Annotated in this window: 11 protein-coding genes; 9 read left to right on the top strand and 2 right to left on the bottom strand. The window is 44.1% G+C overall.

Features of this window, described 5'->3' with window-relative positions:
• The first annotated feature begins 1 nt into the window (after position 1).
• The 6 genes from BUQ91_RS15760 (at position 2) to BUQ91_RS13915 (ending at position 9,530) form a co-directional block, all read left to right on the top strand.
• Positions 2-154: a hypothetical protein gene (locus tag BUQ91_RS15760; protein WP_175566645.1), complete on the top strand. Its 153-nt coding sequence runs from the start codon at positions 2-4 to the stop codon at positions 152-154.
• A 111-nt stretch (positions 155-265) separates the two neighbouring features.
• A complete protein-coding gene (locus tag BUQ91_RS13935; protein WP_254842376.1) occupies positions 266-1,711 on the top strand; it encodes a hypothetical protein in 1,446 nt (481 codons plus the stop codon).
• Between the two features lie 12 nt (positions 1,712-1,723).
• The gene (locus BUQ91_RS13930; RefSeq protein ID WP_254794514.1) at positions 1,724-3,394 is read left to right on the top strand and encodes a hypothetical protein; all 1,671 of its coding nucleotides are present in this window, start codon (positions 1,724-1,726) and stop codon (positions 3,392-3,394) included.
• A gap of 11 nt (positions 3,395-3,405) precedes the next feature.
• Positions 3,406-6,165, top strand: coding sequence for a hypothetical protein (locus BUQ91_RS13925; RefSeq protein ID WP_175566644.1), 2,760 nt, complete (start codon positions 3,406-3,408; stop codon positions 6,163-6,165).
• A 1-nt stretch (position 6,166) separates the two neighbouring features.
• Positions 6,167-8,926, top strand: coding sequence for a hypothetical protein (locus BUQ91_RS15755; protein ID WP_074209701.1), 2,760 nt, complete (start codon positions 6,167-6,169; stop codon positions 8,924-8,926).
• 13 nt (positions 8,927-8,939) lie between these two features.
• Positions 8,940-9,530 (top strand): nitroreductase, encoded by a 591-nt coding sequence (locus BUQ91_RS13915; RefSeq protein WP_074209700.1) that lies wholly within the window; start codon positions 8,940-8,942, stop codon positions 9,528-9,530.
• Between the two features lie 42 nt (positions 9,531-9,572).
• Here BUQ91_RS13915 and BUQ91_RS13910 read toward each other — a convergent pair whose 3' ends face one another.
• Both BUQ91_RS13910 and BUQ91_RS13905 read right to left on the bottom strand, forming a co-directional pair.
• Positions 9,573-11,741 (bottom strand): FISUMP domain-containing protein, encoded by a 2,169-nt coding sequence (locus BUQ91_RS13910; RefSeq protein WP_074209699.1) that lies wholly within the window; start codon positions 11,739-11,741, stop codon positions 9,573-9,575.
• Positions 11,742-11,749: 8 nt separating this feature from the next.
• Entirely contained in the window at positions 11,750-12,574 is an 825-nt protein-coding gene (locus BUQ91_RS13905; protein WP_074209698.1) for a TIGR02147 family protein, read from the bottom strand.
• Between the two features lie 354 nt (positions 12,575-12,928).
• On the opposite strand from BUQ91_RS13905, the gene folE reads away from it, so the two are divergent.
• The 3 genes from folE to BUQ91_RS13890 all read left to right on the top strand — a co-directional run bounded on the left by folE (position 12,929) and on the right by BUQ91_RS13890 (position 16,545).
• Positions 12,929-13,498, top strand: a complete 570-nt coding sequence (gene folE / locus BUQ91_RS13900; protein ID WP_072831026.1) for a GTP cyclohydrolase I FolE — start codon at positions 12,929-12,931, stop codon at positions 13,496-13,498.
• Between the two features lie 256 nt (positions 13,499-13,754).
• The gene (locus tag BUQ91_RS13895; RefSeq protein WP_074209697.1) at positions 13,755-15,044 is read left to right on the top strand and encodes an alpha/beta hydrolase family protein; all 1,290 of its coding nucleotides are present in this window, start codon (positions 13,755-13,757) and stop codon (positions 15,042-15,044) included.
• Between the two features lie 262 nt (positions 15,045-15,306).
• A complete protein-coding gene (locus BUQ91_RS13890) occupies positions 15,307-16,545 on the top strand; it encodes a poly(ethylene terephthalate) hydrolase family protein (RefSeq protein WP_074209696.1) in 1,239 nt (412 codons plus the stop codon).
• The last annotated feature ends 191 nt before the right edge of the window (positions 16,546-16,736 follow it).

The raw sequence follows: 16,736 nt of genomic DNA, 5'->3' as shown, positions 1-16,736 counted from the left end.
TATGAATAACAAAACTGAACAGAAAAAAGAATATGTCAAGCCGGTGATGGAAATAATTGGGTTTGCTCGCGAATGTGCCTTGCTTCAGGGTTCGGGTGATCCGCCAGTGGAACCTGATGCGGACCAAGCTTCTTTTGATGCTCTAGAATACTAGAATTAAAATAATCCCCGTCTTTCGACATTTCATCCGGCCATTAGGCCGGATTATCTTTTTTATATACTCTGTTCTAAATAGAGTTTGTATATTTACAGAAAATAGGGAGAAATGAAAATGAAAAAAGCGGCTTTTGCGCTGCTGTTGGCTCTTTTGGGCTTGATGGCCTGTTCTAGCATCGATGGCACTGATGATGTCCTCGCTCGCTACGATAAGGACGGGTATCGATATTCACCTACGTATATGCGCGGGACGGTCCATTATCTGAAGGACATGAAACCGGAATATGTCAAGGTCATGCGTCTTGACGAAAAGCTTTATCCTGTAGATTCTATTGAAGCGCCTGTTGAAAAGAATTATGACGGGGAGTATACCTTTAAGGTGGACGATCGTGATTATGAATTTCCGTTTGTAAAGATTGTGCCGGTGTTCCCGCTAGATAAAAATGAAAAGATGGAATTTGCTCAGTATGTGCGCTTGAGAGAATCTAATATTGAAATCAGGCTGAATCTCCCTGAAGCGGTGATGTCTGGGCGTATTGAAACGTTGGTGCGGGAAAAGGGACTTGAATTTGACTCGGCAATGACTCAGGCGATAAAAGAAATGCAGTTCGCCTATAATCTCGTATCGAATGTTGGCACCAATTATAGCACTGTATGGAACGACGTTTTTGATAAACGCTTAGATGTCTACGAATATATGAGAAGCGAGGCTAACTTGAATGGCCTGCTGATGTACATCTATTGCCGTCACGAAGTTTCGGATAGCGTTTTTTATAGCACGTTCAAGGAGTATCGTGAAGGTTTTGCCAAGAATGGTGTTGCGGATTCCGCTTTGATGGCGAAATCGGCCGATGCTTGGCTTTCTACATTTGTTGTTTATGATGATGATAATGGAAAAACTCAGTATAGGAGTTTTTCGAGAGATTCTGTCGTGAACGTGGGCGCTTTCGATGAGAACTTTTTTAAGCATACGTATGGAGTTTCTTTTAAGTTAACTAGAACTAGATCGTACGAGAACGAATTTTTTGAACTGGATAATAAATACAGCTCATTGAAAGGACGTACATTTGTTTATGATGAGGGGCTTAACTATTGGCGTTTGCAGACATTGCTAGATGATTCGATTGGAGTGTGCCTGTATTCGAAGGATTCTATTGCTGTGAGCAATGGTATTTATTACCGCTGTAGATATGGCTCCGCGGTATGGAATGTAGAGTCTAATCGCGATACGATTTTGAACAAGATGTATGGATATTGTAAAGGGCACTCTATATCTAGTGGCGAATCGGGCTATTTGAGTGATTCCCTGTTTGTCTGTGAATGTGATAGTTCAAATATTTGTGACTGGACAGATAAGTACATCGATAGTACGTTCAAGAAAGGCGATAAGCTGTATGCATCTGCATTGAATGCGAAGGCAGTCAAGCTTTTTGGTCGGTGCTCGAAAGAATTGAATGGTGAGGTGAGACAGATCGATAGCGTATCTGTGAGTTGCTCATTTTATTACGACGCTTACCGAAGCTTGTGGAAACTGGTGGAAAGTGACGAGGAGTAATTGGCGATGAGAATGAGTGCAATCTGGCTTTTGTTTGCTTTGTTGAGTCTGGTGGCATGTTCCGAAAGTGAGGAACATGTCGTGGCAAGGTATGACGATGTCGGTTTCCGGTATTCTCCTACGGAGTTGCAAGGCTTTATCGAATACGCTCCTCCCTTGGTTCCAGAATCTGTGAAGATTATCCGTGTCGATAGCATGTTGAATTCGCTGGATTCCATCAATGTAGTTCTGGATTCGACCATTAAGAATGCGTTTGTCTTTAAAGTTTACGAACGCGATTATGAAAATCCTTACGTGAAGCTTGTGGCGGTCTTTTCGGACGGAAAAAAGAAGGTGGAGTTTCCGCAGTACGTTTCTTTGCGGGAATCCAATAACGATTTGAAATTGAATTTGAATGCATCGCTTGCTGCGGGCCGCATTGAAACGCTAGTCCGGGAAGAAGGCTATAGTTTTTTGAAAGCCGAAGAAAAGGCGTATTCCGAGATGACGGATATTTTCAGGGCTGATTTTAATGCATGGAATACATACCGGTTTAATGGTGTAAATTACACTAACCGCTGGGAATTGTATGAACCGTACCTTTACTGCCGTCATGAAATTTCGGATCGATTTTTTTATGACGATTATAAGGAAATGAGTGAATATTTTGCCAAAACGGGGAAAATCGATTCTTCGCTGATTGTCCGTGCGGCGGATGCGTGGCTCACTACATTTGCGCCAGGAAAGGATAAAAACGGAAGGCCAACTTACAAGAATTTTTCGAGAGATACGTTGTTTGTCAATTACGTTAATTATAGCCGCGTTTTTGAGCGTATGTATGGAATAACCATGCCATCATGTGATAGCTATAATCGCCAAACAGTGATAGAAAAAGAAGAAAGTGAGTTTTATGGTCGCAAGTTTGTTTGCCCTTGCGAAAATGATGGCTGGATGTCCACATGTTATTATCGTCTGTTGGATCCTATTGAAGATTCGCTTGGCTTGTGCTTGATGCAGACTTCTACCGTTGCTGAATATGATGACTCGTATTACGTGTGTAAGGAAAAGGACAATGTATGGAGGGCGGAAAGCGAAATCGATACGTTGTTGAAATATAAGTTCGGGGAGTGCGGTAATTCGGCAACGAAAAATCAGTTTTTTTACTTGAATGATTCGCTGTTCTTTTGTGAATGTAATGGTGATAAGTGCTCTTGGACAGATAAGTATGTGAATAAGGATATTAACGAAAAGGACTCTCTGTACGCGACTGTTCTGAATGCGAGGGCTTTGCAAAAGTTTGGAAAGTGCCAAATTAATAATACTTATTCGGGCGATAAATATCCGCTTGACAGTGTCTTTGTCCAATGCCAATTTGATAAATGGGGGAGGATTGATTCTCTGACGTATTATCTGGGTGGCTGTGAGAGGAGTAAAGCGCAACATCTAGATGCTTATTATTCGTGTGAAGGGAGCCGGTATGATGAACATTACTTGGCGTGGCAGAATATATGGAAGGAAATTTCGGCTCCGGAATATTATGGCGATGAATGTTTCGTTTCGCATTTTGGCGAAGTCGTAGAACATGATGGTAATTCTTTTATTTGTGAATCGACAGATGAATGTAAAAATGAAGAGGGAATTGCTGTACCTGAAAGGCAACGCGCTCTTGGTTGTAATTTCTTTTGGCAAAAGCAAGATAAATAATTTTGGAGGAAATGATGAGTTTTAAAAGTGCAGTTTTGACAATGTTTGCGGCGTTATATTTTGCCGCATGTTCCGATAACGATGAGGGTGTTGTCATTGCCCGAATTGACGAAAACGGGTATCAGTATTCACCGATGTCATTGAGTGTGGTAGTAGAGTATTTGCCGACGATGAAACCTTCGGCCGTCCGTATTGAGGTTGTCGATGACCAGCTGAATACTGTAGATACGATTGAGCTGTCCAAAGATACATCGGCTTGGATGGGAAAATATTTTTCCATGAAATCTCAGGATATTAAATATCCGTATTTGAAAATTATAACGGAGTTCCCGTATGGCAAAAATTCCAAGGTGGAATTTACGCAGTACAATCGCCTGAGTTCTGAAACTCGCTCTACCATTAGCCAGAATATTTACATGGCACTTGCATCTTCGCGTATCGAGCATTTTGTAAAGAAGGAAAATTACAGCTTTGCAGATGCCGAGGATACGGTAATGGAAGAAATGTCGGAAAGATTTGGCCTCAATGCAAATCGATTCATGACGTATGAATTCCCTTCTTCCGACATTAGACTTAATGATCTGCTTTTGTACGTGATGTGCAGACATGAAATTTCGGATAGCTTGTTCGTTAGTGATTTTAAGAAGTTGCGTGAATACTATGCCGAGAAAAGCTTTGTCGATACAGCGATGGCCATTGCTGCAGCCGATGCCTGGCTTTCTACGTTTGAAAATATCCCTAACGAACGTACGCACATATCTGAGTTTGAAAGCGTTTCGAGGGATACTAGCGTGAAGTTGAGATATATGGAGAAGGATTTTTTCAGTCAGATTTACGAAATAAAATTCACGACGAAAGATTCTGTGATGATTGATAAAAAGTCTAGTGCTTATTATGGAAAATACTTTTATTATGACAATGAAGAAAATGATCGTTATAGTTCTAAATGGCGATTTAAAAATCCCATTGAAGATACCCTTGGATTGTGCCTGCTTAAGACAAAGTCTCTTGTCACGTATAAGGGCAATGAATATCTATGCGACAAAGGCTCAAATATCTGGAGAAAGAATGTATCTCATGATGAACTGCTAGATAGCTATTATGAAGTTTGCGAAAAATCAAATAATGGCGATGCTGTTTATACTAGGGATTCTTTGTTTATTTGCGAGTGCGATAAATCGGGCAATTGCGCTTGGAGCGATAAGTATGCCGGCAAGGAAGTTCCACGAAAGGATTCTACGGCTTTTGCAAAATATATCGAAGCGAAAGCGGTCGAGCAATTCGGAAGATGCTATACGAATGGTTATGGCGCTACGAAAAAGCTAGATGATTTGTATATACAGTGCATTTCGTCCAAATGGCTTGAGGTGGATTCGTTGACATACCATATTGGCCATTGCGCAAAGGATCGTGTGAAAGGTGAATACAATGGAACTTATTATGGGTGCCGTGTTTTCACTGATTACGATGCTAGCGATACCGTATGGGCCGAAATTCCGTGGCCAGTCTATGCGGGCGAACAGTGCTCTGTTGCTGGAGATTTAAAAAAGGTAACAACAGATAGTACAAATTATTTTATTTGCGAAAAGAGTAGCGAGGGAAATGACGTTTCCGATGTTGTCTACAAATGGCGTAAGCTTGATAGTGCAGAAGCGATTCCTCCCGTAATAAATATGGATACATGCGGCGTGAATCAGTACAATATGAAAAAAGCCTATGACGGTGAATTTTATATGTGCTTTATAGGTGGTTGGTCTCATGTAAAAAAAGAATCTTTATTGCCCATTGAACAAGCAGGATTCCTTTGTTCGATAAAGGATTATGGGCTTGTAAAGGGCTATCAAGGGGCGTATTATATTTGCAATACATCTAATCAATGGATTGAATTGAACGCTAGCTCTGCGGCGCCTTATAAATATAAAGATAGCCTCGGTACTTGCGATACGATTTCTCACAAGACTATTGTTTGGAATGAAGAGGCTGGAGCATTTTACAGCTGCCAAACGGTAGATAAAAAGTACACTTGGAGTACGGCCCCAATGTCTGCATCGCCCAACGATTCTATTCCAAGTTATTTGGACAAAAGAAAGTTTGCAGGAGGCGTTGTTGATGGCGATAGCGTTTACACGGTGACTGTTGACGGTAATAAATATACGTTCCGTAGGTACAATTCCAATATTTATAAATGGGTGTTGGATAATGTCGAAATTTCTGGAACTGTGTATGATGCAAGTTTTTATAAAGATAATTTGTTTATACGTGGTAAGCGCGGCGCCGAAAATGTCCAATTGAATTTGATAGAAAATAAGAGTGCTAGTTTTGATGCTTTTTACGAAGACTGGAAAACTCGCGCAACGGGTTATAGCGAATGCAGCACGCAAAAGGCCGAGGTCAAAGATGCGTCTGTCTTGGCTTATCACTTTAATGATAATTCCTACATGGACTTTGCGCACGCAAGCCAGTTCTGCCCCAAGGGATTCCGTCTTTTGAAGGCCGAGGAATTTACGAACTCCATAATTGATATTACGTATTCTGCATTGGGCTCGCAGTCTGTGTGGACTTATGAAATGGATAGTGGAGAAAATTGTTCAGGTGGTAATTTGGTTTCTAATTTCTTCTGGACGAGTGATGAAACTGATTCTGAAACGCAAAAATGCTATGAAGATGATCGGATCAATACCCCAGCCGGATCTAAATCGAAAAAGAGTATTGTAGATTGCCCTAAGGATTTGTACCCCATGGTGCAAGCGCTTTGCATCAAGGAAAGGTAAAATGTATTTCCGAAAGATGCTTGCGTTATTGCTTGTTTTGTTGAGCTTGTTTGCAATTTCATGCTCCGATGGCGATGAAGGTGTTGTTCTTTCCCGATACGATGACAATGGATTCCAATATTCTCCCACGGGATTGCAGGGCTTGGTTGAATATGCGCTCCCGTTGGTGCCTGAATTTGTAAGGGTTGAACGCCTAGATGACTCTTTCCGTTCGATGGATTCGATTGAGGTCGAAATAAATCCTAATATCAAGACAGCTTTTGCTTTTAGGGCTTTCGAACGCGATTACAAAAATCCGTATGTTAAAATTGTGGCTGTTTTTTTGAACGGAAATGAAAAAGTTGAATTTCCGCAATATGTTCGATTAACAGAAAATAACGGCAATTTGAAATTGAATCTTAACGAGGCGTTGGCTGCAGGGCGTATTGATTACTTGATGCAAAAAGAAAATCTTGATTTTGCCGTTGCCGAAGAAAAGGCGTATTCGGAAATGACACAATTGTTTGGCCTGGATTTTAACGCGCTCCATGCGAACCAGTATAACGGTGTGCATTATGCAAATAAATGGGAAATGTATAAACCGTATCTTTATTGCCGACACGAGATTTCAGATAGCCTTTTTTATAGCGATTACAAGGAACTGTACGATAGCTTTAGCAAGACGGGCCGTATCGATTCTTCGATGATTGTTCGTGCAGCCGATGCGTGGCTTGCTACTTTTGAAAATACAATCGGTGAGAATGGTAAGCCTACGTTTAAGAGTTCTTCGAGGAATACCTTTTGGAACGAGTATAAATATTGGCATAATTTTATTCAAAATAGTTACGGAATAAAATTCTCGATGTGCGATACTTGCCAAGCGATAATTGAAAAAAAGAGTAGCGACTTTTATGGTCGTAGATTTGTATGTGAATTTGAAAAATGGGGCGGGTCTAATTCCTATATCCGTTTGGCGACTCTTTTCGAAGATTCTATCGGAGCATGTTTGCTGTCGAAGACGGCTCTTGTCGAACATAACGGTTTAAATTATTTATGCAAGAAAGATGAAAATGTATGGAAAATCGAAAATAACCGCGATACTTTGCTGACGTACAAGTTTGGAACATGCGGTAGTTACGCTACCAAGAATCATGCCTTTTATATGCACGATTCGCTTTTCTATTGTGAATGTCTCGATGAGAAAAATTGCGCTTGGACCGATAAATATGTGAAAACTGATTTTAACGAAAAAGATTCTTTGTATGCAGAAGTATTGCATGCGAAAGCACTTGATCAATTTGGGGAATGTAAGGACGATGGGAATAAAAAACAGCTAGATAGTGTTTTTGTGCATTGCTCTTTTGGAAGATGGGTGCAACTAGATTCCTTGATATATTATTTGGGCGGATGCACGAAAACTAATCAGGTGGGCAAACATCTTGGGGTCTACTATTCATGTAAAGATTATTGGGCGGGTTCTGATTCGCCTGTATGGCGAGAAGTTTATCCGCCTGTGTATTTTAACGATACTTGCGATTCTAGGTTCCAAAATCATGTTGTAAAATATGATAGTACATATTTTATTTGCGAAGCGGAATATTGCATTGAAGAAGATGGCTTTGTGAAATTCGGTTGCTGGGGTATCGGTCATTGGCGTAAAATAAAAGATGACGAAATGATTCCGCCGATGATTGATAATATCCCTTGTGAAAGGGACCGGATTAATTTGAGAATTGGCTATGGAGATGATTTCTTTATATGTAGGGATGGGCGTTGGTATCCTGTAGTTGCTGATTCTGTAATGCCTCCTGAAAAAGATGGCCTGTTCTGTACAGATAGTTTGTATGGACTTGTGAAGCGTTATGGCGGAACTTATTATATGTGCGATTCTGTAAGGTCGTGGCGTGAAATGCCTGCGTTAGAAGCAGGACCTTATGCATTCCGTGATAGCTTGGGCAAATGCAATTCGAATTTGCAAAAGACGATTTATTGGAGTGAAAAAGCGGATGCATTTTTTGGCTGTACAAAAATCGATAGCGTTTTGGATTGGCGAGAAATTCGCTTGGGAAAAGAACCTTACACAATGCCGGAGTCCTTTAAAAAAGAAAAATTCAAGGGCGGAACGTTTACGGATGATTCGGTGTATTCTGTAACGGTCGATAACAATCTTTACCGTTTTATCCTTTCAAAAAATACGATGTACCTTTCCCATGTAGATTTGGCAAGCGGTGGGTATGATGCGTATTTCTACAATAAGAATTTATTCTTGCATCGGGAACGTTCAAAAGAAAGATTGTCGTTAGATTCTTTGGATAATAAAAGTGAAAGTTTTGAGACTTTTTATGAAACGTGGAAAGTCGATGTCAAGAAATATAGCGAGTGTAACCGACGTTCCGCAAATGTTGAAACGGTGTCCTTGTTGGACTTTGATGAAACTGCCTATATGGATTGGGCAAGTGCAATGTCGTTTTGTCCCGAGGGTTTCCATATTCCTTCGATAGAAGAATTTAAGCAAGAAGATTATATTTCGTATTTGACGACTGATTTGATGCTTCGGAACGATTCTCCTGTTTTGTGGTATTTTAAATTGTATATGAGCGGATGTTACGAGAACAATAACGTATATTTTGACATCTTTTGGTCTGCAACTGAGAAGAATTCTAAAACGCAGGAATGTTTTGAAATTGCATGGCGTGACCGCGGTGAATTAGGTCGTCGCGTTGTAGATTGCCCGAAGGATTTGTACCCGATGGTGCAAACACTTTGTGTCAAGGATAAATAAATTTGGAGATTATATGAATACACTCGAAGCTATCAAGACTCGTCGTAGCACGCGCAAGTTCAAGGCACAGCCTGTTGAACTCGAAAAATTGCAAGCCATTGCCGAAGCGGGCCGTTTTGGACCTACCGGCGGAAACTGCCAGACCAATCACTTCTTTGTGATTTCGGATGCGACGGTGATTGCAAAACTCAAGGAACTGGTGCAGTCTGCTTTTGCTGCGATGGAACTCCGCGAAGACCTTTACAAGAGCCTCAAGAATTCCATCACGCTTTCGCGCAAGGGCAATTATTCTTTCTGCTATACGGCGCCTGTGCTTATTGTCGTTGCGAATAAAAAAGAATATGGCAACAACATGGCGGATGTCGCCTGCGCTGTCGAAAACATGATGCTTGCCGCGAATGAACTCGACCTTGGCAGTTGCTACATCAATCAGCTCAAGTGGCTGAATGAAGACCCGACGCTTTTGGAATACCTGCGCGGTCTTGGTCTTAAGGAAGATGAACGCGTTTACGCTTCTGTGGCGATTGGCTATGCCGATACGGAATCGGGACTCCCGAACCGCGCGGAAACGCCTCGCACAGGCAACGAAGTCGTGTTTGTTTAATACAGGTAATCCCGCGGTTAAAAAATCGCGGGATTTATTTTTTTATTCTTTGACACAGCGGACGGGAGCCTTGATGTTGTTTATGTCACTGGAGAATTTGCGAGACTTTATTTCGTAGGTTGTTATTTCCGCTACCGTTATGTCTTTCCATCCGGTATCCTGGATCCAGAAGTACTGATAGTCGCTATTCACATAGACTTCTCTATTAAATAGGCCGGTCTTGGTGAAACTCAGTCCATTTTTATCCAATCCATCATAGCCAAGGCCCAAGCTATTCATCTGCGAGAACAATGCATTGAACAACTTTCGCGTCGAGGACACACTAACTTCTTCTGAGTCGTCAGGAGTACTTAGAAGTGCAACTTCGTTATCTGTCGGGAATCTCCATCCCTCCGGGCAGGCTTGTTCCGCAGCATTTATGGTATAGTAGTAACCTGAATTTTTGCAATTGTCACTTTTGCAGTATTTTTTGTCAACTTCAAAGGTTTCTGGAGTTCCTTGATACTTGAGATTTTCGGCCATCCATGTTGTTCCTCGGTAGCCAATGGTACGATAGGTGCGACCATCTCTCGGATCTGAAAACGAGCCGTATTCAATGTTGGGATTGAAATAAAGTTCGTATGGAATTTCCCAGGATTCGTCTTTGCTTGAATACCACTTTCCGTCTTTGCAGGCATAATTCGTCTTGTATTTTTTGTCCTTTTCATTGGCCGTAGAGTACCTTGCGCCATTTTCGCAAGTGATTTCGTCAAATTGATGCCATTTGCCTTCATGGCACACATAATACATAGATTGGAGTTCTTGGCTTTCGAAATGTTTGCCCTCTTCGTCGCATGGGATCTTGTAGGTTTCCCTTTCCAAGCGGGTGGCTAATCCCCAAATGCCGTCCCTACAAATATGGAATGAATCCGGAGCCACGACGCTTTTTATCATTTCCCCATTTTTTTCACAGGGAACGTCCGCGACTTCGGCTTCAAAAGGAGTCGCCTTGTCCCATGTATTTAGGGTATATTCTCGATTCCAGAGATATTCCCCGGTCCAGACGGTATCCCTACAAATATAAACCCCTCCAGGATTCAGTTTGCTCTTGAACAATGCTCCTACTGTATCGCACGGGATTTGCTTCATTTCGATCTTGACGGTCGTTGTTGAATCCCATCCACTATCGGCTGTGCAAATATAGGAGCGATCGGGGTTCTTGCGGCTCACGATGAACTTGCCGTCGGCGTCGCAAGGGTTTCCCGACGTTTCGACATCCAGTGGAGAGGCTATTTCCCAATTGGTATAGGTATCGTCATTTATGGTATAATTGTCAGTTATGGTATAAGCGTAATACCTGCTACTTTTGCATACTAATGAACTGTCTTTGTTGAACATCCCGACCATCGCATCGCTGCAGTACGGCATTCCGGAGCACTTGCGCCAGATGTTCTTGATGATGGCTTCCGGGTCCAAAATATCGTGCTCATCGTATACGCACCCTATGGGCATGAAATTAAAGGCAACTTGGTCAAATGTATCGTATGGCTTATTACTGAAGCAGTAATTTTTCGGTTCAAGCTTGCCGTCTGCAAAATCGTCGACCAAATACGCTTTCAATTGATCGCTGCCACTTCTGTAAAGGTAGAACAAGGTATATTCCATATAATATACCGGCATTTGACGATCGGCAAGTAGGGAGTCTAGACCGAGTTCTTGCAACAGTTCTTCTGCCGCCTGTATCCAAGCGGAATCGTGTGCTGCTCCTTGTTTTTCAAGAACCTCGAGACGTTTTTCGACAAAGGCGCTCAGGACTCCATGTTCCTCATCTTTCATCATAATGGCTGCGTACGAGGGCTCCTTGGCGGATCCCGCTTTTATCTTTGCTGCTTTCGCAGTGGGCATTGTTTCCAGTGGGTCTGTGTAGATTTTGGGTGCTATTCCGCATCCGTTATGTTCCGGAAAGTGTATTCCGACTTTGTATGAACTTGATGACTCTACTTTCACCGAGGAACTGCTTTCCTCCACGACAGAACTTGAGGATTTGATTTCCAAAAGTGAACTAGACGAATTTTCTGAACTGGACGAACTTTCATTAATCGCAATGGCGGGTTCGTCTACCCAGACGCCGGCATCCTGCGGGTTCTCGGTTTCGGAGCAGGCGCCGAAAAATGCGACGGCAAGGAATGATGCGGCAATTGGTAGGCTACTCAAAGTTTTCAGCATATTCATACATTCCTCTAGGTTTCATCGACTTTTTTCGTCAGGGGGAAAAGTTGCAGATTCAGGCGGTAGACCTGGTTAATTTTTTTGCATTCGCCGGCGATGGCGGCCACCTTGCGGCGGCACTCGTCCACCTCGCGCACGATACGGCGGTAGGTAATTTCGTCGACGCCCATGGTGAGGCCCGAGACGCTTCGTTCGTCAACTTCTGTGTTGTCCAGCGACAGAAAGCCGAGACGGCCCATTTCGCGGTTCATGGAGCGTACCGTCAGGGGCAAGGCGTCCTTCGAAATCTTCACCATTTTCGAAGTCTGCTCGTAGGAATTCTCGCCCGTCTTTTTTAGAAGTCCTGTCTTTACCAAGAACTGGAGTGTATCGCGGACATCGAGCGCCGTGACCTCGGAATTGATTTTTGCGGCCATTTCGCTTGGAAGTGCGCCGGGCATCAGCGGGGCAAGTTCCCGCACGATCGGGCACACCGGATGTTCACAGAAGCGGAAACCGTCCGCATTCAGGACGTGCATCTTGTTCTCCTTGGCCGACTGCAGGATTTTTGCAAGCACGGTCTTCTTCTCGGCATCGCTTTTCACATGGCCCAATTGCACTAGGTTTTCAAAGAAGGTTCGTTCGAATCCCTCGAGACCCATAGCCTTCGCGACTTTTTGAATGCCGGGCTTGCTCAAGTTTGTCTTTCCGTCGCACACCAGTTTCAAGTACGTGGGCGAGACGAATCCGGCTAGCTTGGCGAATTCCCTCCACGAAAACGCGGATGACTTCTTCCGCTCCTCGTAGAAATCGCGCATGTAGCAGCGATAATCCAAATAATCAAGAATGGGCCTCATGTTCATTTCCCTTTCGTTTTCTGTTGGCGCTAATGTGCCCCGACATCTATAAATTTAATTTCGCGACATTCCTGAAAACAACAAAAAATATTACAAAGTCTCGAATTTTTGATCAAAAACATCAATTTTTTTAATTTTTTAAAGCGAAATTTTAATAATGATACGTTCGTGTATCATTAAATAGCGTATCATATAGTCTAACAATCAAAACGCGAAAGACTTTGCAAACGTTCTTATTACTTTGTAAAAAAGTGATATTTACTCGCTGGCGCAATTGCTGGATTTAAAAGCCGTGATGCAATTTCAACCCGGTTGCGGTTGCCCGACACTGGATATTTTTTTATAATTGCTCGCATGATGGATTTCAAGAAAATGGAAGACGGCTTCCGGATGATTCTGGAAGGCATGGGCGAAGACCCGAACCGTGAAGGCCTTATCGATACGCCAAAGCGTGTTGCGAAGATGTACGCCGAACTCATGACGAGCCTTACGGGCGAAATGAAGGCCGAGGACATCCTCAAGACGCGTTTCCACGAAAAGTACGATGAAATGATTATCGTGCCGGATATCGAGTTCGCGAGCATGTGCGAACACCATTTTCTGCCGTTCACGGGTAAGGCTCACGTGGCCTATATCCCGGGTGATTGCGTGGTCGGTCTTTCGAAAATCCCGCGTGTGGTGGAATTTTACGCCCGTTTCCCGCAAATTCAGGAACGCATGACCCGCCAGATTGCAGAACTCATCCAGAAGGTTTTGCAGCCGAAGGGTGTTGCCGTGGTTCTCGAAGCTAGCCACATGTGCATGACGATGCGCGGTGTGAAAAAGCCGGGTGCAACCATGGTGACGACGCAGCTTCTCGGACGCTTCAAGACGGACGAAAAGACCCGCGCGGAATTCATGTCGCGCATTTACGCTCCCAGATAGCCTATAATGCTTTTTTTGAGCCCTACCCAGTTCAAAACTGGGCGAAATTTGGGGCTGAAATTCTGTTTTATGCAATTTTGCCGGAAATTTTTGTTCCGGCTTTTTCTTTGTTTTAGGGGTGTTATGGATTTTTTGTCAATAAAAGGAATTTTACATAAGTATTTACTCCTTCCGTTTTGATTTAGTTTAAAAATAGCCTCCTCAAGGGCTAATGGATGGGTTGTAGGTTTTGCCAAAAACACGAGGAGTACAAAGAATGAAATCAAAAATCTTAAAAACAGTGGTGTTGGCCAGCTCATTGGTTTTCTTCAATTGCGGAGACGAGGCTGTCACTTCTGCAATTAACAATTATGCAGCTGGATTCTCTTCCAGTTCCGCAGGCGAAGTCCAGCCGGGCGTTGAGGGCTCTTCAAGCTCTGTGGAACAGGCTGGTCAGCAGCAGGGGCAGAATGGAGCTGCCGAAGTTTCGTCCAGTTCGACGGCTGAGAATGCTGTATTCAGTTCTAGCAGCGATGAAAGCTGCTTGGCTTCTAGCTTGCCTGACGCTTGTGGCCCGGGCACGAATCCGCTTCCGACATCTAGCAGCGATGCTGTGCCTGCTTCTAGCGCCGGCGCCCAAAGTGCAACTTCTAGCGCTGATGTGCAAAAACCGGCCTCTAGCTCCAGCGTAGCTGAAAAACCGGCAAGCTCTTCGAGCGAAAAGAAAGTGGAGTCTTCTTCCAGCGAAAAGAAGGTGGAATCCAGCTCAAGCGAAGCCCCGAAGGGCATTTTCCTTGCTAGTGGCAAGGAAGAAGAAAAGGACCAGATGCAGGTGGAATACAAGACCCGCACCGGCTGGGATGGCGGTGGAATCCTCTCGTATCCGAAGCAACTTTCTTCGACTCAAAAGCACGGCGTCGTGGTTTGGGGACCGGGTGGCGGTACCGAACCGGGTGCTTATGAAGGCATGATCCGTCGCTTGGCTTCGCATGGCTTTGTTGTGATTGCTCTCAAGGAATCTCCGGGTGATGCTTCCCAGGCCATAAAGGCTTTGGATTGGCTCGACAAGCAGAACAAGGATCAGAATAGCCCGCTGTTTGGCAAGCTCGACATGAATACGGTCGGTTGCTCCGGTCACTCCATGGGTGGTCTTGAATCTGAACAGGCTGTTATCAAGGATAAGCGCGTCTTGACAGCGTTCCTCAACAACAGTGGTGACTGGAATGGTGCAGGTGCCAACAAGGTCGCAACGGACAGAACGATTGCAATCCTCTTCGGTGAAGTCGGTATGGAAAAGGACAACGCCAAGAACGATTACAACAACGCTGGCGTGAAGGCTCCGGCTTGCCTCATCGAAATGACGGGTGGTCCGCGTAACTCCGAAGGCGGTTACGGTCATGGTTCCGGTTCTTGGGACGGCATGGCTGCAACAGTTGCATGGATGCGTTGGCATCTCGGTGGCGAAACGGAACGCAAGGCTGATTTCGTCGGCAGCAGTGGCAAGTACATTGACGGTTCCATCATTGGTAAGCAGGGTAAATGGAAAACCCAGTGCAAGAACTTCTAATTAAGCAATAGATATTTCCACACTCCAACAACCAAAGGTCCCGACCCATGCGGTCGGGATTTTTTTTGTGTTTATAACAAATTAATTTTTGTGATTTGCGAATTTGAAAAATTGTGGTTTCGAAAATCATGTTTTCGTAAATTGTGAATTTTGAATAAATTGATCATTTGGATTTTTTATCCATGAGACTTTCTCCAACCCTTGTAATATCAAGGATTTTTTAGGTAATTTCTAATCAGGTTATGGTAAATAGGAGAACAAAATGAAATCTAAACTCTTAAAGACAATGGTGTTGGCCAGCTCATTGGCCTTCATGAATTGCGGTGAAGACGCAGTCACCTCTGCGATGAATAACTATGGCAATTTTTCGTCTAGCTCTGTTCAAGAAGTTCAGCCGGGCGATGAATCGTCTAGTTCTACATCCGATGTTCAGGGCGGTGGCGAATTAAATCAACAAGGTGGCACCGAAATATCCTCTGCTGCAGAATCTAGCAGCGCGACAGCCCAGAATCCGGAATCTTCCGCTGATGTTGTTGCAAGTTCCAGCTCTGTAGCGGATCCTGCTTCAAGCGCAGATGTTGCACCGGCAAGTTCCTCTAGCGAAGCTAAGGCTGTAAGTTCCAGCTCTGAAAAGGCTCCTGCTGTAAGCTCCTCCAGCTCCGAAGAAAAGGTGGAATCTTCTTCTAGTGAAGCTCCGAAGCCGAAGGGCGTTTTCCTTGCCGAAGGTAAGGACGAAACGAAGGACCAGATGCGAGTCAAGTACATTGAACGCACCGGTCACGATGGTGGAGGAATCCTTGCTTATCCGGAACAGCTTTCTAACGACCAGAAGCACGCTATTGTCGTGTGGGGGCCGGGTGGCGGCACGGAACCGGGTGCATACGGTGGAATGATCCGTCGCCTTGCTTCTCATGGCTTCGTGGTGATTGCGCTCCGCGAATCTCCGGGTAACGCTTCGCAGGGTAAGCCCGCTCTCGATTGGCTTGCAAAGAAGAATAACGATCCGAATGATCCTTTGTACCAGAAACTTGACATGAATGTTGTTGGTTGTTCCGGACACTCTATGGGTGGACTCGAATCCGAACAAATGGTCATTCAAGACAAGCGCGTTATTACCGCTATGCTCAACAATAGCGGTGACCTTGGACATACTGCAATGTCTCAAGTTCCGCAGGGCAAAACAATCGGTATCGTGTATGGCGAAGGCGGTATGGAACGCCCGAACGCCGAAGCCGACTACAACAACCCCGGCGTCAAGGTTCCGGCATGCCTCATCAAGATGACGGGCGGCCAGGGCAATGAATGCCAGCAGGGCGAATGCGGCTGGGGTCATGGTTCCGGTCCGTGGGGCGGCATGGCTGCAACGGTTGCCTGGATGCGTTGGCACCTCGGTGGCGAAGACTTCCGCAAGGCAGACTTTGTCGGTTCGAGCGGTCGTTACATCAACGGTGAAATCATCGGTGAACGTGGCCACTGGAAAGGCACCTGCAAGAACTTCTAATTTTTCATTCTAAACACTCCAAACACCAAGCGTCCCGATCTTTATGGTCGGGGCGTTTGTTTTATGCATTTTTTTAATTATACGCGATATTGAAAAAGCACAAGAAATTGTAAAGTGATGATGGAGACAATTCAATAGTTTGCGATAGTGAAACTATTGAATTTCAGAGTGTAAATTTTTAATATTATCAG

Origin of the sequence: Fibrobacter sp. UWB11, assembly GCF_900143015.1 — a bacterium.
Taxonomy (GTDB): Bacteria; Fibrobacterota; Fibrobacteria; order Fibrobacterales; family Fibrobacteraceae; genus Fibrobacter.
This window is presented reverse-complemented; position numbering and strand designations above follow the sequence as displayed.